The sequence below is a fragment of the Lentzea cavernae genome (assembly GCF_014653695.1).
In the GTDB taxonomy this organism is placed as follows: Bacteria; Actinomycetota; Actinomycetes; order Mycobacteriales; family Pseudonocardiaceae; genus Lentzea; species Lentzea cavernae.
In genome coordinates, this window is record NZ_BNAR01000004.1 from 576,461 (window position 1) to 596,265 (window position 19,805).

At 70.7% G+C, this 19,805-nt stretch carries 17 protein-coding genes; 2 read left to right on the top strand and 15 right to left on the bottom strand.

Going from position 1 to position 19,805, the window contains the following annotated elements:
* Positions 1-2 precede the first annotated feature (2 nt).
* From IE307_RS16590 to IE307_RS16605, 4 genes are read right to left on the bottom strand one after another with little or no spacing between them, the layout of a single operon-like run.
* Positions 3-1,214 carry a glycosyltransferase gene (locus tag IE307_RS16590; RefSeq protein WP_191298831.1) on the bottom strand — a complete coding sequence of 404 codons (1,212 nt, stop codon included), beginning with the start codon at positions 1,212-1,214 and terminating at the stop codon, positions 3-5.
* On the bottom strand, positions 1,211-2,068 hold the full coding sequence (locus IE307_RS16595; RefSeq protein ID WP_229904765.1) for a DUF3152 domain-containing protein: 858 nt from the start codon (positions 2,066-2,068) through the stop codon (positions 1,211-1,213). The genes IE307_RS16590 and IE307_RS16595 overlap by 4 nt, the downstream gene beginning before the upstream one ends.
* Before the next feature lie 16 nt (positions 2,069-2,084).
* A complete protein-coding gene (locus IE307_RS16600) occupies positions 2,085-2,801 on the bottom strand; it encodes a hypothetical protein (RefSeq protein ID WP_191298832.1) in 717 nt (238 codons plus the stop codon).
* Positions 2,798-4,219 carry a coiled-coil domain-containing protein gene (locus tag IE307_RS16605; RefSeq protein ID WP_191298833.1) on the bottom strand — a complete coding sequence of 474 codons (1,422 nt, stop codon included), beginning with the start codon at positions 4,217-4,219 and terminating at the stop codon, positions 2,798-2,800. The genes IE307_RS16600 and IE307_RS16605 overlap by 4 nt, the downstream gene beginning before the upstream one ends.
* Before the next feature lie 172 nt (positions 4,220-4,391).
* Here IE307_RS16605 and IE307_RS16610 point away from each other — a divergent pair, with 172 nt between their 5' ends.
* The gene (locus IE307_RS16610) at positions 4,392-4,742 is read left to right on the top strand and encodes a hypothetical protein (protein ID WP_191298834.1); all 351 of its coding nucleotides are present in this window, start codon (positions 4,392-4,394) and stop codon (positions 4,740-4,742) included.
* A gap of 42 nt (positions 4,743-4,784) precedes the next feature.
* On the opposite strand, the gene IE307_RS16615 is transcribed toward IE307_RS16610, so the two are convergent.
* The 3 genes from IE307_RS16615 to IE307_RS16625 all read right to left on the bottom strand — a co-directional run bounded on the left by IE307_RS16615 (position 4,785) and on the right by IE307_RS16625 (position 7,371).
* Positions 4,785-5,309, bottom strand: a complete 525-nt coding sequence (locus IE307_RS16615) for a hypothetical protein (RefSeq protein WP_191298835.1) — start codon at positions 5,307-5,309, stop codon at positions 4,785-4,787.
* A 115-nt stretch (positions 5,310-5,424) separates the two neighbouring features.
* Positions 5,425-6,609, bottom strand: a complete 1,185-nt coding sequence (locus tag IE307_RS16620; protein WP_191298836.1) for a putative glycoside hydrolase — start codon at positions 6,607-6,609, stop codon at positions 5,425-5,427.
* Between the two features lie 3 nt (positions 6,610-6,612).
* Complete coding sequence (locus IE307_RS16625) at positions 6,613-7,371, bottom strand: lysozyme (RefSeq protein ID WP_229904766.1); 759 nt, start codon at positions 7,369-7,371, stop codon at positions 6,613-6,615.
* Between the two features lie 276 nt (positions 7,372-7,647).
* Here IE307_RS16625 and IE307_RS16630 point away from each other — a divergent pair, with 276 nt between their 5' ends.
* Positions 7,648-10,353, top strand: a complete 2,706-nt coding sequence (locus tag IE307_RS16630) for a penicillin-binding protein (protein ID WP_229904767.1) — start codon at positions 7,648-7,650, stop codon at positions 10,351-10,353.
* A gap of 56 nt (positions 10,354-10,409) precedes the next feature.
* Here the strand turns inward: IE307_RS16630 and IE307_RS16635 are convergent, their stop codons facing one another.
* The 8 genes from IE307_RS16635 to IE307_RS16670 form a co-directional block, all read right to left on the bottom strand.
* The gene (locus IE307_RS16635) at positions 10,410-11,174 is read right to left on the bottom strand and encodes an SDR family NAD(P)-dependent oxidoreductase (protein WP_191298838.1); all 765 of its coding nucleotides are present in this window, start codon (positions 11,172-11,174) and stop codon (positions 10,410-10,412) included.
* Positions 11,175-11,187: 13 nt separating this feature from the next.
* A complete protein-coding gene (locus IE307_RS16640; RefSeq protein ID WP_191298839.1) occupies positions 11,188-13,008 on the bottom strand; it encodes a glycoside hydrolase family 3 protein in 1,821 nt (606 codons plus the stop codon).
* A gap of 14 nt (positions 13,009-13,022) precedes the next feature.
* Positions 13,023-14,603 carry a glucoamylase family protein gene (locus IE307_RS16645; protein WP_191298840.1) on the bottom strand — a complete coding sequence of 527 codons (1,581 nt, stop codon included), beginning with the start codon at positions 14,601-14,603 and terminating at the stop codon, positions 13,023-13,025.
* Positions 14,604-14,622: 19 nt separating this feature from the next.
* Positions 14,623-15,441 carry a carbohydrate ABC transporter permease gene (locus tag IE307_RS16650; protein WP_191298841.1) on the bottom strand — a complete coding sequence of 273 codons (819 nt, stop codon included), beginning with the start codon at positions 15,439-15,441 and terminating at the stop codon, positions 14,623-14,625.
* Between the two features lies 1 nt (position 15,442).
* Positions 15,443-16,339: a carbohydrate ABC transporter permease gene (locus IE307_RS16655; RefSeq protein ID WP_191298842.1), complete on the bottom strand. Its 897-nt coding sequence runs from the start codon at positions 16,337-16,339 to the stop codon at positions 15,443-15,445.
* Positions 16,336-17,610: a sugar ABC transporter substrate-binding protein gene (locus tag IE307_RS16660; protein ID WP_191298843.1), complete on the bottom strand. Its 1,275-nt coding sequence runs from the start codon at positions 17,608-17,610 to the stop codon at positions 16,336-16,338. The genes IE307_RS16655 and IE307_RS16660 overlap by 4 nt, the downstream gene beginning before the upstream one ends.
* 29 nt (positions 17,611-17,639) lie before the next feature.
* Entirely contained in the window at positions 17,640-18,671 is a 1,032-nt protein-coding gene (locus IE307_RS16665; RefSeq protein ID WP_191298844.1) for a LacI family DNA-binding transcriptional regulator, read from the bottom strand.
* A gap of 195 nt (positions 18,672-18,866) precedes the next feature.
* Positions 18,867-19,769: a LysR substrate-binding domain-containing protein gene (locus tag IE307_RS16670; protein ID WP_191298845.1), complete on the bottom strand. Its 903-nt coding sequence runs from the start codon at positions 19,767-19,769 to the stop codon at positions 18,867-18,869.
* Positions 19,770-19,805 lie beyond the last annotated feature (36 nt).

Sequence of the window (19,805 nt, forward strand, 5' to 3'; positions counted from 1 at the left end):
CCTCACCCGGCGGGTTCGTCGCGGCCCAGCACCCGGCGCAGCTTCGTGTAGACCTGGGAGTGCCCGCGCTGGGCCGTGATCACCTCGGGCCCGGTCACCCGGTCGTACGCCCGGAGGACGTCGAGCGCGACGCGGTCCCACGTGTACCGGATGGTGACGCGGTCCTGGCCCGCCGCTCCGAACTCCTGGCGGCGGACCTCGTCTCCCAGGAGGGCCCGCAGGGCCCGTGCCAGTTGCGCGGGGTTGTGCGGCGGGACGAGCAGCCCGGTCACCTGGTGCACCACCGAGTCGGCCAGGCCGCCGGCCGCTGACGCCACCACGGGCACACCGCAGGCCATCGCTTCGAGCGCGACGACTCCGGCCGACGCGTGCCTTTGGGGACACGCCACGACGTCCGCGGACCGGATCAGCGCGGGCATCTCCGGATGCGGCACGTGCCCGACGAAGCTGACCCTGTCCGCGACCGCGTGCCGGGCCGCCAGGTCGCGCAGGCGCTCGTGCTCCGCGTGCCCGCTCAGGAAGCGCCGCGCGGGACCGCCGGCGACCACCAGTTCGGTGCCGGTCACCGCGGTGAGCGCGAGGATCAGGTCGTCGAGCCCGTCGCGCGGCGCCAGGTCACCGGCGAAGAGGACGCGGAGCCTGCCGGTGCGCGCGGTCGCCGGCCCGTACGGCGTGAACAGGTGCGTGTCCACGCCCCAGGGCACGGTCGAGATCCGGGACCGGCGCACGCCGAGCCGCGCCAGTTCGTCCGCCTCGGCACCGGACGTCGCGACCACTCCGGCCGCTCCCCTGCCGACCAGCCGCTCGACCTCGAGGGAGTCACCGCCCGCCAGCCCGTGGAAGCTCTGCACGATCGGGATCGAGGTGCGACGCGCGCTGAGCACCGCACCGAGCCCGGACACCCACTGGTGCGCGTGCACGACGTCCGGGGCATCAGCCGCCCACCGCGCCGTCAGGAACCGCGCGAACTCCCCGATGTGCGGCACGACGTCGTCCTGGCGGAGCCTGCGCGCCGGTCCGGCCGGAACGTGCACGACCTCGAACCCGTCGGCCACCTCCACCCGTGCGGGCAGGCGCTCGTCGACCAGGCGCGTGTAGACCGTCAGCTCGTGTCCCAGCCGGTGCAGCTCCCGCGCCAGCGTCGCGACTCGCCTGCGCCTGCCGGGTGCGTCCGGCTCGGGGTTGTCCTGCACCGAGATCATCGCGATCCTCACCTGGTCACCTCCTGGTGCGGCCACGGGTTCGGGGTGCACGTCCTGCCGTCCCGCGGGACGCTCAGCCCCTGAGGCGTCCTGGCCGTGATCTCGGCCAGCGCGTCGTTCGAGACGGAGAAGGTCTGCTGCATCATCACGGGCGCCGGCGCGCCGTCCGCGGGGCAGAACTCGTGGCCGTGCCCCAGGAAGTGCCCGACCTCGTGGTTGACGACGTACCTGCGGTACCCCTCCAGATCACCGGCGAACGACTGCGCTCCCCGGAACCACCGCGGCGCACTCACGTAGACGACCCCCTCGTGGTAGCACGACGTGTCGTACGGCAACTCGAACCCGCAGGTGGCCCGCGCGGTCTGCGTGGCGGTCAGCCGGATCCGCACGTCCGGCTCGGCCACGTCCACCCGCCGGAACGCGACGTCGCCCGAGGCCGTCCACCCGCGCGGGTCCGCGAGGGCGGCGTCCACCGTCGCCGCGAACGCCTGGTGGGCGACCGGCAACACGGCCCCCTGCTCGACCTCGACGGAATAGGTGTGCACCTTCCCCGTGCCCACCTGCTCCGTGGTGCCCGCGATCGTCCGCCACCACCCCTCGCCCATCTCGCGCACCGGAACCCCGGGCGGCAGCTCCGGTCCTGGCCGCTTCGCCGCCTCCTTGACGACGGCGGCCGGCGGCGGTGCGGAGGTGGTCGGTGGAGGTGTCGTCGTTGCCGCCCTCACCGAAATGCTGGCCGCCGGGACCTGCGGCAGCGCCAACTCCTGCGGCGGCATCTCCTTCTGCGGCAACACCTTCAGCATCCCGACCGTCACTCCCGCAAGGGCCGCCGCCAGGACGTACAGAACGATTCTTCCCACGCTCATGGTGCGCACTCCCCCGTCACGAGCAGCTGAACAACACAGGGCAACGCGCCTGGTGCAGCGCCGCCCTGGCGTCCGGTTGAAGACCTTCCCCGGGCCCGCGCTCCCGCCCGGACACCACGAGCAGGTCACTCGGGAACAGCCGCGTCTCCTCGTCCACCGACCGCGCTTCCCGCGCCAGCTCGACGATCACGTCAGGACAGGCCTCGTGGACCAGATCCGCGGCGGAGTCGAGCCACCCCCCGGACCGAGGCCCCGACGGCCGCGCCAACACCCTCAGGCGCGTGGCCCCTCGCACCCGGCACAACGCCGTCGCCCGCCGCAGCACACCCTCACCACCAACACGATCCGCAACGGCGGTGACCACCCCGAACCGCCCCGCGATCGCAGCGGCAGGTCCACCCACGACCACGACGTCCCGCAGCTCCCGCCCGGCCAGTGGCGGCACCGCCAAGGCCCGCGACCGGGACAGGACCACCAGAGCGCCTTCCCCGCGCTCGGACGGGCAGCAGTCCCGGCGTTCCACGTGGACGTTGAGATCCGGCCGCCCCGCCAGCAGTGCCGCGACGTCGACGTGCGCGGGATCGTGCCGGGTCGCGGTGTGCACGACCATGTCGACCCCGAGCGCCTCCGCACACCCGGCGGCCCAGCGGACGGCGGTGACCCCGGCATCGCGCACGTTCACCAGCACACAGGTGGCGGTGATGCGCACGGACTCGTCGGCGACCGCGGTCATGCCGTCACGCTCGGCATTTGGGCGGTGGAACTCGCCTCGTCATCGGCTTCGGGAGCCCGCTGCGCCACGATGGACGCGGGCTCGGACTCCGGCTGGGCCCCAGCGAACGCAGGTTCGGACTCCGGCTGAGCCCCTGCGGACGCAGGTTCGGCGCTTTCCGCCATCGCCATCGCCATCGCCACCGACGCCGGCACGAAGCGGCCAGCCGCCTCCACGGACGCGGGTTCGGCACTCCCCAACCCGAAGGCCGCAGGCTCGAACCCCGGCTGCGTCTCCACCAGCGCGGCCTCGGAACGCCCCCGCGCCCAGACCGACGTGGATTCGGAATCCCTCTGCGCCTCCACGAACGCAGGCTCGACCCCCCTCGTCGCCTCCACTGACGCACCCCCGGAGTCCCTCCGCGCCTCCACCGACGCAGGCTCAAAGCCCCTCGTCGCCTCCACAGAGACAGGCTCGGAACTCTCCGACGCCAGATCAGAACTCCCCAACGCCCCAACCGACGCAGTTCCGGCACTTCCCGCCCCTCCGGCGGGTGCTAGCTCCGCGCTCCTGGTCATCTCGGCGGACGCCGGCTCCGCACTCCCAACCCCTCCAGCGGACGCCAACTCCGCACTCCGGGCCATCTCGGCGGACGCCGGCTCCGGACTCCCCGCCCCTCCAGCCGACGCCAACTCCGCACTCCGGCCCATCTCGGCCGACGCCAGCTCCACACTCCCGGCCCCTCCAGCGGCCGCCAGCTCCGCACTCCGAGCCACCTCAACCGCCGCAGGCACAAACCCACCGGCCCCCACCGAAGCCGCCTCAACCCCCCGCCGCGTCCCGAATGCAGCAGGCTCCACCCCCACCTCGGACGCAGCCGGCCCCCGAGGCGACGGCATCTCCGGCGCCGTCTCGATCTCCCCGTACCACTGGTCCAGCAACCGCTGCCGCTCACCGAGGTCCGCCAGCAACCCGCGGGACCGCTCCAACGCCTCCCCCACGATCTCCCGCGCCCGCCGGCTCGCCTCGGCCAGGCGGCGCTGGGACTCCTGCTCCGCCTCGTCCAGCAGGCGGGCGTGGCGGCCGGCCGATTCCTCGGCTCGGTGCACGGCGTCCGCCGCGCGGGTGCGTGCTTCGGCTTCGATCTCGTCTGCCTTGCGCCTGGCCACGTGGAGGAGGTAGCGGATGCAGCCGGAGACGGCGTTGTCCTTGTTGTGTCCTGCGTGGAGGGTGTGGTACTCCGCGAGCTCCGTGCGTGCTTCCTCGAGGTGGCGGGTGAGTTCCTCGGCCGTCTCGAGGGCGGCGTCGCGGTCGGCGCAGGCGAGTTCGAGTTGTGCTTCCAGGCGGGCGCGTTCCTCGTTGACCTGGGCGCGGTCGTACCCGAACAACTGCGTGCCGAAGGCCGTGCGGCCCTCGTCCAGGAGGTCGTCCATGGCCATGCCGGTGTCCTTTCCTGAACGGAGCGTTACCTCTGTCCAGGTGGCAGTACCCGTGAAAAGGCCTGCCAGACATCTCCGACCGGCAAACACCCTGTTCAGTGAATTCCTCACGGACTGTCATCACGGGCTCCAGTGCCGGGTATCCGCCCAGAACCCCGATCGGAGGCCTCACATGAGCAACCACTCCACTGCGGGCGACGCGGCCTGGCAACCGTTCGTCGACGCGCTGTGCACCGCGGCGTCCACCTGGGACGCCGATCTCGCGCGGTTCTCGGGAGGCGGCGACGTCACCGCGCCGATCAGTTCCGCTCAGGCGGAGAACGTCATGCTCGCGCTCGCCGCGCTCGCGCAGCGGATGGCGCGGGCGGCCGCGTCGATCGTGCGGGCGATCGCCGATGCGGGACTGGAGTCCGCTGAGGACGAACTGTCCGAGCAGGTCGAGTCGTTGGGGCGCATGGCGTTGTGCGTCGAGGCGATGGATCACGCGGCCGAGATGGCGCGGGCGGTGGTCAACGACGTGTAGGCGCGCCGGGTGTCACCGGCGCGCCTGCACAACGTGCTGAAGTCAGTTCTTGCGCAGGTAACCGATGTAGGACTCGGCGGCCGCACGGGCCCTCTCACGCAACGCCTGCGGGTCCGTTCCCGCCGCGGCCTTCATGCCCTCGCAGCTGGTGGCCAGCGCGTCCGGGCCCAGTGCGGTCATCGCCATGTCGGGCAGTTCCTCCTTCATGCACCGCGTGGCGCGCCCGACGGCCTCGGGACTGCAGTAGTCCTCCGGCGAGTAGCACTTCTCCACGACGGCGTCCACCACGGGCTCGGCCCGGTTGTAGATCATCTCCATGCTGCCCAAGCCCGCCACGGCCTTCGGCAGCACGACGTCCGTGAGCTCCTGCACGTCCTTGCGGTCTGTCCCGGGTTGGAGCTGCGCCTGGCACACCGGCGTCATGAACTCCTCCCGCGCGATCTCCGTCAGCTTGCCGACCGTGTCGCTGAAGTTGCCGTAGCACGCGATCGCGTTCGCGGCGGCGGGAGCGAGCACCAACGGGACAGTGGCGATCAGCGCGGCCAGAGCGGTGGTCCTGGACTTCATGCCGTCCTCCTGGGACTTCAGTCGATCGGGTCCACCGACTGGTACCCGCGCGGCATCACCGCCCACGCGGGTTTCACCAGGGTCGACCGCATCGGGTGACCGCGGTTGCGAAGCGTCATCGTCCAGAGGGGACGACGAAGTCGGCGACACCGCTGACGCCGGCGGCACCGTCGGCAGCGACCACTCCGAAGCAGGCACCGGCCTCCCGCACGGCGTCCCTGACCTCGGCGAGGAAGTCCACATCGGACTCGACGCCGAGGTGGTCGAGCACGACGTCGTCGAACCCGAGCGACGCGGCCTCTCGTGCCAGGGCCACGACATAACCCCGAACCTCCGGGTGAGCGGGGTTCGTCAGGGTCAGCCCGGTGTCGCCGACGTGGTCGCGCAGGCCGGACCGCGCGGAGGCGCGAGCGAGCACGGGGTCGTGGAACGCGACGATCCGCGCGACCGCCCGCACTCCGGCGCGATGCAGTTCCTCGACGGCCGCCCGCGGGTCGTACCGGTCCCCGGCAGCACCGATCTGCTGCGCCAGAGGCACTTCCGACAGGTACGCGACCTGCCCCGTCTCGTCCTTCACGTCGAGCCGGACCGCGTCGATCTTCCCGTCCCGGGCCAGGGCGAGCACCCGTTCCCGTGACGACGGCGACGCCCAGTCGGCCGCGGACACCTGTTCCGCCCGCACCGCGGGACGGGAGATCGGCACCACCACGTGCTTTCCGGCCGAGTTGCCCGCCGCGTCCCGCGCTTCGACGAAGACGGTCGCCGCCGACGGCACGGTGGCCGCGAAGACGCCGTTCACCATCAGCGCACGGGTCTGCCCGATCCGCACCAGCGCAGCGCCGTGAGCGGTGCCTCTGATCATGACGGGCGCACGGGGCCCCGCGGAACGGATGTGTTCCACCGCAAGGGATGGCGCGGTGTTGTCGATGGTGAACTCCTGGTCCACCACCGCGTCCATGACCAGCGGGGTGGCGCTGCGGACTCGGGCGATCAGCGAGTGCTCGCCCTCGGTCGGGGTGAAGCCCTCGAGGACCAACCGGTCGTCGTGCCGGCTCGTCGGGACCACCGAGTCGTCGACCAGGACCTCCACCCGGTCCAGCACGTCCGGGTCGCCCGTGCTGACGCTGACGTCGCGGAACGCGGCGGCCCTCAGCACCGTGCCGTCCTCCAGGCCGTGGACGGTCAGGCCGATCTTCCCGATGTGCGCCACGGAGCCCACCACGAGAGTCGACGACGCGGCGAACACCACGCCCAGGAAGACGAGCAGGACGAGCTCAGACCTGCGGACCGGGGCGGACACGGCTCATCCCGCGGCCAGGGCCGCGAGGCGGTCGGCGCCCCCGTTGAAGACGTTCTGGTCGATCGGCGACGACGTGAACTGCCAGATCGTGTGGAACGGCCACTTGAACGGCATGGGGCCGACCGCCGACGCGTACCTGGCCACCCACAACGGGTTGGTGGCGCTGAAGTCACCGGAGCGGCCGGTGCACTTGTCCCACCACTGCGTGGACGTGTAGATGACCGGCCAGCGCTTGGTCAGCGCGTGGTAGGTGTCGCTGAAGCTGCGGATCCAGTTCACCATCGCGGCGTGGGTGAGGCCGTAGCAGGTGTCGCCGCCGTACGGGTTGTACTCGATGTCGAGGGTTCCCGGCAGCGTCCTGCCGTCCTTCGACCAACCACCGCCGTTCTGCACGAAGAACCGGGCCTGCGTCGCGCCGTCCGACCGGTTCGGCAGCGCGAAGTGGTAGGAGCCCCGCGTCATGCCGACGCCCGCGGAACCGTTGTACTGCTGGGTGAAGCTGGGATTGCGGTACCCGGTCCCCTCGGTCGCCTTGATGTAGACGAACCGCTTGCCCGAACGCCACCAGTGTCCCCAGTCGACGTTGCCCTGGTGGCTGCTCACGTCGATGCCGTGCACGCTGCCCACGTTCTCCGGGCCGAGTTCGGACGGTGATCCGAGCATGTCGCCCGTGCCCTCGTGCTTGGCGATCTGCGAGCCCGCCGTGTGGTTCTCGGAACCTTCTTCCGCACGAGCGGGAACGGGGAACAGCACGCCCGTCATCAACACCACCACAGCGGTCCGGACGACATGAGAGCGAGCACTTCGTTGCGACCGCATTGGATTCCTCCCCGTTGCGTGAATGTCCTCTTGGGCACTTACCCGCGTCAGGAACGGAAAAACCGGACAGGCGGTTGTTGGCACGAGAGAGTGACCAAACCGCTGTTCAAGCACGCTGGGTCACCATTTTCCGGTCCCTGGTTCATTCGATGTGGTCGCCTGATCGCTGATTCACCGGGTAACCGCCGAAAGGCACTTGAAAAATGAGGGGAGTCCGGTGTGGACCACAAGAGGATCGGCCCCTGCGTGGGGAAGCTCGCCGGGCTCAGCCTGCTCGCCGGCACGTTGCTCGCCGGGCTTCTCCTCCCCGTCACCGCGACCATGGGGGCGTTGTCGAACGAGCTCAGCGACCAGGTCAAGTCCACTTTGGCCCAGATGCTGAACTCCGACCCGCCGCTGATGACGACCGTGGCCGACAAGGACGGCGCGCCGATCGCCTACCTGTACGACCAGTACCGGGTGCGCACACCACCGGACAAGATCTCGCAGAACATGAAGGACGCGCTGCTCGCGATCGAGGACCGCCGGTTCTACGACCACCACGGCGTCGACTGGCTGGCCACCCTGCGCGCCGCGGCCCGCAACAACTCGAGCGGGTCGGTGCAGCAGGGCGCGTCCACGCTGACCCAGCAGTACGTGAAGAACTACCTCGTGCACGCACTGGCGCGCACCGACAAGAACGCGCAACGCGAGGCCCAGGAACAGAGCATCACCCGGAAGCTGCGCGAGGCGCGCATCGCGGTCGGGGTGGAAACGGCGCTGAGCAAGGACGAGATCCTCCGCCGGTACCTCGACCTCGTGCCGTTCGGTTCGACGATCTTCGGTGTCACGGCGGCTTCGCAGGCCTACTTCGACACGACTCCGGACGAGCTGACGGTCCCCCAGGCCGCGACGCTCGCGGGCATGGTGAACAGCCCGACCGCCCTGGACCCGGAAGCACGGCCCGACAAGGCACTGGAGCGCAGGAACCTCGTCATCGACGCGATGGTGACCGAGGCGAAGCTGTCCAAAGAGGACGCGGACAAGCACAAGGCCGCTCCGCTCGGCCTGCAGGAGCCCGTGCGCCCGTTGCAGACCGGGTGCGTCGGCGCCGGACCGTCCTACGGGTTCTTCTGCTCGTTCCTGGTCGAGTACCTGACCGAGTCGGGCTTCAACCTGGAGGAGCTGAAGATCGGCGGCTACCGGATCGAGACCACGCTCGACCCGAAGATCACCGACCACGCGAAGCAGTCGGTCGAGGCGCAGGCGCCGAAGAACACGCCCGGCGTGGCGAACACGATGGCCGTCGTGCGCCCCGGCAAGGACGCGCACGAGGTCGTCGCCCTGGTGGCCAACCGCGACTACGGCCTCGACAAGGAGCAGTTCCAGACGCAGTTCGACCTGCCGAGCGGGGTGGAGAACAAGTTCGGCACGGGCTCGGTCTACAAGGTCTTCACCGCGGCGGCCGCGCTGGAGAAGGGGATCGGCATCGACACCGTCGTCGACTCCCCCAACACCTACGCCTCCAAGGTGTTCAAGGGCGGCGCCGCCTCCTGCCCGGCCACGGGCGAGCCGAACACCTACTGGTACTGCCTCTCCAACCACAACGACCGCTACCCGCCGAAGATGCCGCTGAAGCAGGCGCTCGCGACCTCGCCCAACACGGCGTTCGTGATCCTCGAGGAGAAGACGGGCCTGGAGGCGGTGGTGGACATGGCGTCCCGGCTCGGCATGCGCGAGACCATGGCCACCAACATCGCCGGCGTGAAGCCGGACCCCAAGGGCTCCAAGGACCTGCGGGTCTCCCAGGCGGAGTTCTACGCGTCCAACGGCAACGCCTCCTTCACCCTGGGCCCCGCGCCCTCCAGCACGCTCGAACTGGCGAACGTGGCCGCGACGATCATGAGCGGCGGCACCTGGTGCAAGCCCACCCCGGTCCGCCGGGTCGTCGACCGCCACGGCAAGCCCGTCGAGCTCAAGAAGCCCCCGTGCGAACAGGCCGTGGCCGAACCCCTCGCCAACGCCCTCGCCAACGGCCTGAGCGAGGACAGCAAGGGCCAGGGCACCGCGGCGATCTCGGCGCAGAAGGCCGGCTGGAAGCGGCCGATGATGGGCAAGACGGGCACGACGGAGGAGTACAAGTCCGCCGCGTACCTCGGTGCCACGCCCGACTACGCAGGCGCCGTCCAGGTGTTCAACGACAGCACCTCGCCGAAGGGCATCTGCGTCGGCGCGGGCGCGCCGAGGCTCTGCCCCGAGGGCAACATCTACGGCGGCACCGTGCCCGCGGCCACCTGGTTCGACACCATGATGAAGGTGCACGCGGACCTGCCGGAGAAGCCCCTGCCCCAGGTGGAGGAACGCTTCCTGAAGGGTGACGCGCAGTTGAAGGTGCCCGACGTCGTCGGGTCCGAGCTCGGCAAGGCGAAGGCCCTGCTGCGCGACGCGGGGTACGAGGTGACGACCGTGTCCGTCGCCTCCTCGGAACCGGCGGGCGCGGTGGTCGACCAGTCACCGCGCGGCGTCGCGGTGCGGGGCACGCCGGTGACGCTCTCGGTGAGCAGCGGCCCGCCGGCCGCCGCTCCGCCGGCCCCGCCCCAGCAGACGGCCCCGCCTTCGGCCGAGGCGGCCACTCCCCCGGTCGAGGTACCGCCGTCCCCCGCTCCCGAGCCTTCGACTCAGGCCCCCGAGCCGTCCCCGCCGGCACCCACCCGGTCGACGCCGGCTCCCGAACCCTCGTCACCGGCTCCCGGTCCGACGACGCAGGCACCCGAACCCTCGTCACCGGCTCCCGGTCCGACGACGCAGGCACCCGAGCCCTCGTCGCCCGCTCCCGGTCCGTCCTCGCCGGCTCCGGAGCCGCCGTCACCCGTTCCCGGGCCTTCGTCACCGGCACCCGAGCCGTCACCCCCACCGTCCACCAGGCGAGGTGCTGACCTGCTCTGAGCGATCAGAGCACGCGGATGTGGACGCGGCGGTCCGAGGAAGCCGCCGCGTCCACGTCATGTGCGCAGGTGGGACGCTCCGTTCAGGTCCAGGACCGTCCCGGACGACCAGGCCGCCCCGGGCGAGGCCAGGTACACGATCGCCGAGGCGATCTCCTCCGGCGTTCCCACCCTGCCGAACGGGCTCTGGTCGCGCACCGCGTCGCCCTCGTCGCCGGCGAGCTTGCCCGCCTGGCGTTCGGTGGCGACGAACCCCGGCGCCACCGAGGTGACGGAGATCCCGTGCGGGGCGAGCGCCACCGCGGCCGACTGCCCGAACGCGTGCAGGGCCGCCTTGGTCGCCCCATAGGCCGGGTAGTCGGGTTCGCCGCGGAACGCGCCGCGCGAGCCGACGTTGACGATGCTGCCCGGCGCCCCCCGGTCGATGAGGTGTTGTGCCACCGCCCAGGTGACGTTCACGGCGCCGAGGAGGTTCACGTCCACCATGGACCGCCACGCGCTGGTCCACGCCTCCCACGAGGTGTCGCCGACGCGGTGCACGTTGCCGGCGCCCGGTGCGACCGCCGCGTTGTTGACCAGCACGTCCACGGCGCCCAGGTGGTCCACCGCCTCGGCCACCAGGCGGCGGGCGGTGCCGGGGTCGGCGAGGTCGCCGCCGATCAGCACGTGGCCGTCGCCGGCGAGGCGGGCGAGCGTCGCCTCGGCGTCGTCGCGGCGGCTGCTGTAGTGCACGGCGACGCGGTGGCCCCGTTCGGCGAAGGCCTCGGCCGTCGCGCGGCCGATTCCCCGCGACGCCCCGGTGATGATCACTCCACTCGACATGCCCCCACGGTACCTACAGGCCGTGTCCGAACGGGAAGAGCGGATCGTCATAGCCCGCAACGTCCTCGTGGTGGCGGCGCACCTGCTCCATCGAGCGCGGGAGGTCGAACGGGAGCTTGCCCTCCGGTGCGATGACGCCCGACAGCGCGTCGGCGAGGGCCTCGTCGGTGGTGCCGTAGCTGACCACCAGCGTCGAGGCGATCTCCAGCAGCGGGGTCAGGACGGCGGGGCGGTCCAGGGTCACGTCGACCAGCAACGGGCAGGCGGCGGCGACTCGGGCCAGGCGCGTGGCCAGTCCGGGCTGGAAGTCGAGCGAACCCTGGTGGAACCACGACTCCAGGAACAGGTCCGCCCGCGGGTCGAACGGGGCCATGAGCCGCACCAGCGCCACGTCGGCCTCTTCCGGAGTGGCCACCACGGTTCCCAGGCGTGCGGCTACCTCGGGCGAGAAGTTCTCCACGTAGAGCTTCAGTCCCGGCCTCATCGGCAACGCCCCGGCGTCCGCGTGCAGAACCGTGACCGAACGGGCCTGCGCGGCGTGGCCCTCGTCGCGGAAGTCCTGCCGTCCCAAGACCTCCGCCGCACGGTCCTCGTCGACGAACGGATCGTCGAACAGGCCCAGGCGGAACTTCACCGCGAGGAGCCTGCGCGCCGACTCGTCGATCCGCTCCTCCGTCACCCGGCCCTGGGCCACCAGTTCCAGCAGCACCTCGACGCACTCCTCGCCACCGAACTGGTCGGCGCCCGCCTCGAGGATGAGTTCCATGCGCCCGTGCGCGTCGAGGTGTTCGACACCCCAGGCACGGGCGGGCAGCACCTTGTCGCCCACGTGGTTGTCCATGACGAGTTCCCAGTCGGTGAGCACCACGCCGTCGAAGCCGAGGCCCTCGCGCAGCATCCCGGTGACGACCTGGCGGTTGTAACCGAACCCGACCTCCGCGATCGGTTCGCCGTCCACCTCCAGCCCGACGGGCATGCCGTAGTACGGCATGACCAACGCCGTTCCCGCTTCCACGACCGCGCGGAACGGTGCCATGTGGTCGTCGAAGCGACCGCCGGGGTAGACCTGCTCGCGGCCGTACGGGAAGTGCGCGTCCTCGCCGTCCTTCTGCGGGCCGCCGCCGGGGAAGTGCTTGCTGCAGCAGGCCACGGACTCGGGTCCCAGGGACGCGCCCTGGAACCCGCGCACGTACGCCACGGCCAGTTCGGCCGTCAAAGCGCTGTCCTGCCCGAACGTTCCCGCCTGCCGGGCCCAGCGCGGCTCGGTGGCCAGGTCGATCGCCGGGTGCAACGCGCACCGGATGCCGGCCGCCGCGTACTCCTGGCGGGCGATGTCCGCGAAACGTTCCACCAGGGACGGATCGCGCAGCGCGGCGAGGCCCAGCGACTCCGGCCACTGCGAGAAGGCCTTGGCGCTGAAGGAAACTCCGGCGTTCTCGATGAACGCGTGCCGCGGGTCGGTGGAGATCGTCACCGGGATCCCGTGCGGCGTGCTCTCGGCGATGAGCTGCAGGTTGTTGTGCCACCGAGCCGCCATGCGCGCGTCGAGCAGGGCGTGCACGTTGAAGTGCGACAAGTGTTTCTCCGTCACCACGACGCTCGTGGGCGACTTGCTGATGTCGCCGGGAGCCTCCTTCACCGTGCCGTCCGCACCCGCCTCGATGACGGTGTGGAACAGCAGACCCGCCTTCTCCTCCAGCGACAGGCGCCCGAGCAGGTCCGCCACGCGCTCGGCCACGGGCAGGCGCGGGTCCTCGTAGGGGTCCATGACGCCGTTGCCGTTGAGGTCGCGGTACTCGACGCCGTCCTCGGAGATCAGCCGAACAGGCCGCATGTCAGAACCCTCCATCACACTCGGCTCGCGCCGAACTCCTCGACACCGATCACCGGACGAAGCGCGCGTTCGACGGCCGGTGTCGCGAACGACCGCCGGATCACGTCCCGGCACAGGACGTTCCCGACCGCTCCCATGACCATGGCCTGGTCCAGCGACAGGTAGCGGCGCGCGATGGCGCCCGACCGCACGGCGACCGCGTCGAAGAACCCGCCCCTGCCGTACGCGCGCAGGTCGTCCTGGATGCGCGCCAGGTTCGTGTACGCCTCGTCGCGCTCGTGCATCATCGCCAGGAACGCGGCGTGCGGGGTCACCACTCCGTCGCCGTAGGTGGGCGTGGGCGCGGTGGCGGGGCGGCACGAGCCGAAGCCGACGTCGTAGTTGGTCATCTCCTGGTCGGAGAAGTACCCGTTCGCACCGTTGCCCGGTTCGTTGCCGGGCCCCAGGCCGAGCGCGTCGACGCCGTACTCGCGGTAGCCGCCGGCGGGGTTGCTGGACGGGCTGAAGCCCCAGAAGCCGTACTTCGCCTCAATCAGACCGTGCTCGCGCTGCGCCCGCACGTGCAGAGGGTGGTTGCGGCCCCACGACTTCGGTGCCCACTTCGCCTCGGGCACGAACACGTCCGGCATGAGCTCCTCGAACATCGACCCGCCCCAGCCCGGCACGATCCGCATGCCGCGGTAGGTGTAGGCGCCTTCGAAGACGTCGATGCCGTAGTAGGTGCGGTTCTCCCCCACCGGCTGCATCTCGTGCCACGACCAGTCGCACGAGGCCGGGAACGTCCGCCACATCGCGAAGTACTGCTTCGGCGGGATCTGGCGGGTGATGATGCCGAGGTAGCTGGTGATGCGCGTCTCGGAGACCGTCGTGTCGTAGTGGTGCGTCGTCAGCCAGACAGGGTCGCCGCCGATGTGCGTGCCCTGGTAAACGCCGCCGGGCCGGTCGTGGTCGAACGGGAAGAAGCCGCCGTGGATCAGGCCTCCCGGCCGCACGGGGTGCGCGGGGTCGTCGCCGGGGTTGTAGAAGGCGTCCCACCGCATGCGGGCGAAGAGCCTGCGCGCCAACGCCCCCGCCGCGCGGTCCGCCCCGGCCACGACGAGCAGCGCCGCGCCCAGCCATCCGTTGTCCACACTGGAGCAGAACGGGTGGACGACCGCGCCCGTGCCGGGCCAGGAGCGCAACGCGTCCCCGGTCTCCTCGTCGTACCAGTTGAAGTACATGCCGCTCGGGACGTGGTGTTCCATCCGGTCCAGGGTGGTCAGCGTGCGGACCAGGCGAGCCGAGGCCTCGTCCTTCGAGATGAGCCCGAGTTCGCGCGCCACGACGGTCGACCACAGGTAGCCGCCGATGTTCGTCGGCGAGGTGTAGCCCGAGCGGTCGGACGCGGCCAGCGACTCGGGGATGTTGTCCGCGGGCAGGCCCGTGCCCGACGGGGTCATGGCGACGAGGCTGCGCCACGTGTCCTTCGCCCAGCCCCGGACGCGGACCGGGTCGAAACCCCGTCCCGGGGCGGCCGCGGCGGAGGCGGGAACGGCGAGCGCGGCGGCACTCGCGACGAGCAGGGTTCGGCGGGTGATCCTGACTGGCGATTCCATGAGAGTCCCCTTTGGACGATCACTTGATGCCGGTGGTCGCGATGCCCTCGATGAAGCGCCGCTGGAAGACGAGGAACACGAGCAGCACCGGGACGACGACGATGGTGGCCCCGGCGAGGAGCAGGCCGTACTGGATGGAGTTCTGACCGGTCGAGTAGAGGGCGAGCGCGACCGGGAGCGTGTACTCGCTCTCCTGCTGCGCGACCACCAGGGGCCAGAGGAAGTTGTTCCAGCTGCCGAGGAACGTGAGGATGCCGAGGGTCGCGAGCGCGGGCCCGCACAGCGGCAGGACGATCCTGGCGAAGATCCGCAGCTCGCCCGCGCCGTCGACCCGTCCGGCGTCGAGCAGCTCGCCCGGCAGGCCCACGATGAACTGGCGCATCAGGAACACGCCGAACGGCGAGACGAGGAACGGCAGGATCAACGCGGGCAACGAGTTCGCCAGGCCCGCGTTGACGACGAGCACGTACAGCGGCACGAACGTGACCACGCCGGGGATCATCAGGGTCGCCATGACGATCAGGAACAGCGTCCGCTTCCCCCGGAACTCCAGCTTGGCGAGCGCGTAGCCGACCATCGAGCAGAACAGCAGGTTTCCCACCGTCACCAGCACGGCGACGATCGCCGAGTTGAGGAAGTACGTCCCGAACTGCAGGCGGGAGAACAGCTGCGTGTAGTTGTCCAGGGACGGGCTCTCGGGCAGCCACGTGGGCGGGTTCGCCCGGATCTCGCCCTCGCCCTTGAAGCTGCCGAGGACCATCCAGGCGAACGGCGAGACCACGGCGACGAGCGCGAGGGTGAGCGGGACGTAGAGCCACCAGCGGTTCTTCGCGGTCATGTCAGCTCCTCTCCCGCAGCAGGCGGAACTGCAGCGCCGTGACGACCGCGATCACCACGAAGATCAGGTAGCTCATGGCCGAGGCGAAGCCGTAGTTGCCGAACCCGAACTGCTTGTACGTGTACATCGAGGCGGAGATCGTCGAGTTGAGCGGGCCGCCGTTGGTCATGACGTACGGCTCCTCGAAGAACTGCAGGTAGCCGATCGCCGTCGTCACCGAGACGAACAGCAGCGTCGGGCGCAGCAGCGGCAGCGTGATGTGCCGGAACCGCTTGACCGACCCGGCGCCGTCGATCGACGCGGCCTCGTGCAGCGACGCGGGAACCGCCTGCAGCCCGGCCAGGAAGATGATCATCGCGGTGCCGAAGTTGCGCCACGCCGCCATGAGGATCAACGCCGGCATGGACCAGTCCGGGTCGCCGAGCCAGTTCGGGCCGGTGATCCCGACCCAGCCGAGCACGGTGTTGATGAGCCCGAACTCGTCCTGCAGCAGGAACCTCCACACCACGGCGACCGCGACGATCGACGTGATCACCGGGGTGTAGAAGCCCAGCCGGAAGAACGCGCGGAACCGCGAGATCCCCTTGTCCAGCACCACGGCCGCCGCGAGCGCGATGCCCAGCGTGAGCGGCACGCCCACCAGCACGAAGTACGCGGTGTTCGCCGCCGCCGTGCGGAACAGCGGGTCGGCGAACGCCTGCACGTAGTTGTCGAGCCCGACGAACTCCACCGAGAACGGCGTGCGCAGGTCCCGGTTGCGGGTGTCGGTGAAGCTCATGAACAGCGACTGGACCACCGGCCACGCCGTGAACACCGCGAACAGCAGGCAGAACGGCAGGATCAGTCCCCACGCCGCCCGCTCCACCCCGCGGCGGCGGGCCGGGGCGGGCGAGCTCACTTGCCGGTCCCGATGGAGTCGGCCGCGGACTGCGCCGCCTTGAGCGCTCCGGCCGGGTCGGCGCCGGAACGGGCGACCTTCTCGACCTCGGTGTCGAGTGCGGTGATCGCCTGCTCCCAGGTGGCGAAGGTGGGCGGCGACTGCGCGGTGTCGAGCTGCTTGCCGAACGTCGCGAGCTTGGTGTCGGCGGTGAGGGCCGGGTCCTGCCAGGCGCTCTTGACCGACGGCAGGTCCGTCGACTGCTGGTACCACTTCACCTGCGTCTTCGGGTCCGTCAGCCACTTCGTGAACTTCCAGGCGGTGTCGCGGTTCTTCGTCTCCTTGAACACCACGAAGTTCGACCCGCCGACGAAGCTCGACGAGGTCTTCTTCGTCGGCATCGGCATGACGTCGTACTTGTCCTTGAAGCCCTCGCCGCCGAGCTTCTCGACCGCGGACATCATCCACGGGCCGGAGATGAACATCGGGACGCGGCCGCTGACGAAGTCCGGCTCGGTCGTGGGCTGCGCGGGAGCTTCCTTGTCCGCGATGCCGTCGGTGAAGAAGGAGCCGTAGTACTGCAACGTCTCCTGCATCTCCGGGCTGTCGAAGTTGTAGGCGCCGCCGTTGTCCTTGGTCAGCTGCGCGCCGTTCGACCACGCGAAGGGCAGCAGCGACTGCCACGAACCGGTGCCGCCGGCCTGCAGGCCGATCCCGAACTTGGCGCCCGCCTTGGTCTGCATGGCCTTGGCCATCTCCTTGAGACCCGCCCAGTCCTTCGGCGGCGTCTCGTACCCGGCGGTCTTGGCCAGGTCCTTGCGGTAGTAGACGAGCCGCGTCTCGACGTACCACGGAATGCCGTAGGAGGCTCCGTCCACTTCGGTCGTTCGTTGCGCACCGTCGAAGAACGCGCCCTTGTCGATCGAGGACGGCGTCGGGTCGAGCGCGCCCATGCCCGCGAACTCGCCCATCCACGTCGACCCCACCATGGCCGCGTCCGGCGCCTGGCCGGCGGTGATCGCCGAGGTGAACTTGTTGTGCGCGGCGTCCCACGGGATCGCCGTCACCTGGACCTTCGCGCCGGGGTTCGCGTCCTCGAACTCCTTGGCGAGCGCCGGGAGCTTCTCCCCCTCCGCGCCCATGGCCCAGACGGTGATCGTGCCCGTGGCGGGCCCCTGCGCGACGTCGGCGCCCTGCTGTCCGCCGGCCTGGTCGTCGCCGCGGCCGCAGGCGGCCAGCACCAGCACCAGGGCCGACACCCCCGCGAGCATCCTGGAAGTCTTGTGCACCATTGCCTTTCGCTTCCTCTCGTCTGAGGTGGTCAGTGGGTGGGCGGGCAGCCGCAGGACGAGCGCACCACCAGCTGCGTCGGCAGCATCTGCGCCTGCGACCGCGGCGGCTCACCGCTCACGAGCTCGTGCAACCGGTTCGCGGCCAGCGCGCCGAGCTCCTGGACGGGCTGGCGCACCGTGGTGAGCCCCGGCCGCACGTACCGCGAGGTCATGACGTCGTCCCAGCCGACCACCGCGATGTCACCCGGCACGTCCCTGCCCGCGTCCTGCAGCGTGGTCATGATCGACAACGCCAGCTCGTCGTTGGCGCACATCAACGCGTCCGCCTCGTACTCCCCGTCGAGCAGCCGCTGGGCGAACGCGGCTCCGTCGGCCTCGCTCAACGACACGCGAACGGGCTCGGCGGCGTCGAGCCCCCGCTCCCGGTGCGCGGCGACGTACCCCGCGTACCGGTTGCGGATGTCGGGGCCGCTGTCCGGATCACCGACGAACAACGCCCGCCGCCTGCCGTGCCCGAGCACGTGCCCGGCGAGCTCGCGCGCACTCCCCAGGTTCTCCGCCGCGATCGTCTCGGCCCCGTCGTGCGGCTCTCCCGCGATGACGACGACGGGCTTCTTGGCGCGCAGCAACCGGACCACGTCGGCCGAGATCGCGGGCGACCCGAACACGGCGATCGCGTCGACCCTGGTCGCGAGCTGCCGCACCGCCGCGGCCAGGTCCGTGCGGCTGTTCGTGAGCACCAGCACGATGGATTGCGCCAGTTCAGCGGCACGCGCCTCGAAACCCATGAGCAGCTCGGCGTAGTAGGGACCGGACAGCTCCGGCAGCACGAGCCCGTGCGCCTCGTGGTGCCGCACGGCGAGGCTCCGCGCCGCTCCGAGCGGCACGTACCCGAGCTCCTCGACGGCGGCCAGCACCTTCTGACGGGTGGTCTCGGCCACGACCGTCGCGCCCTGCAGCACCCGCGAGACGGTGGCGATGCTAACGCCGGCGTGGTCGGCGACCGAGTAGATCGTCGCCCCCGCGGACTTGGCCTCGGGAGAGGCTTGCTGCTTGGCCATCGCGGCGCTCTGCCCACTCTCGTCGTCACTGCCTGGTTCATGTAAGCGCTTACATGTCACTTGTTGTAATGTAAGCGCTTACATGAGGTTGATCTGGCAAATATAGGCACGAGCGGACGGACGACACAAGGGGTCAGGACGAGCGGCGTGCCGCCGGGGCGGTCGTTCGAGCCGGGCCCCGGTGAGCCCCGCGACCTAACGGACCTGCGGTTTCGTCCCCTCCTGCCACCGCGCCAGCAGCCCGAGCGCCCGAGCGAGCACCGGCGAGTCGTCGTCAGCCCGCACCGCCGCCACGAGGTCGACCCCCTGGTCGCCCGCCAACGGCCGGTAGGTCGCCCCGGGCACCCCGAGCTCCGCCACCGGCTGCGGCACCACGGCCACCCCGAGACCGGAGGCCACGAACGTGACCAGGGTCGACGTCTCCTCCACCTCGTGCCGGATCCGCGCCTCGAACCCCGCCGACCTGCACAGATCCGTGACGATGCCGTGCATGACGGACCGGCCGCGCGACGCGTGCACGATCAGGTCCTGCTCCCGCAGGTCGGCGACCTCCAGCCGTTCGCGGTGGGCGAGCGGGTGGTCCTCCGGCAGCGCGACGATGAGGCGGTCGCGGCGGACCGTGGTCACGCGCACCGCGGAGTGGTCGACCGGCGGCCGCAGCAGGGCGAGGTCGATGCGGCTGCCCAGCAGGGAGTCGAGCTGGTCCGGGGCCAGCATCTCGCCCCGGAACGTGAAGTCGACGGCCGGCAGCGCGTCGCGCAGGGCGCGGGCGAAGGCGGGCAGCAGGCTGTAGGTGGCGGAGCCGACGCAGCCCACGACCAGGCGGCCCTGCAGGCCCTTGGCGACTCGTTGTGCTTCTGCGGCCGCGTCGTCCACGGCGGCGAGCACGGCTCGGGCGCGTTCGAGGTAGACCGCTCCGGCACCGGTGAGCTCCACCTTGCGGGTCGTGCGGTGCAGCAGTGTCACGCCGAGCTCGGCCTCCAGCTGCTGGATCTGCTGGGAGAGCGGCGGCTGGGCCATGTTCAGGCGCGCGGCGGCGCGGCCGAAGTGCCGTTCCTCGGCGACCGCCACGAAGTAGCGCAGGTGGCGAAGTTCCACCGATTGATACTCGCAGAGTCTCACCGGCCACGAAAT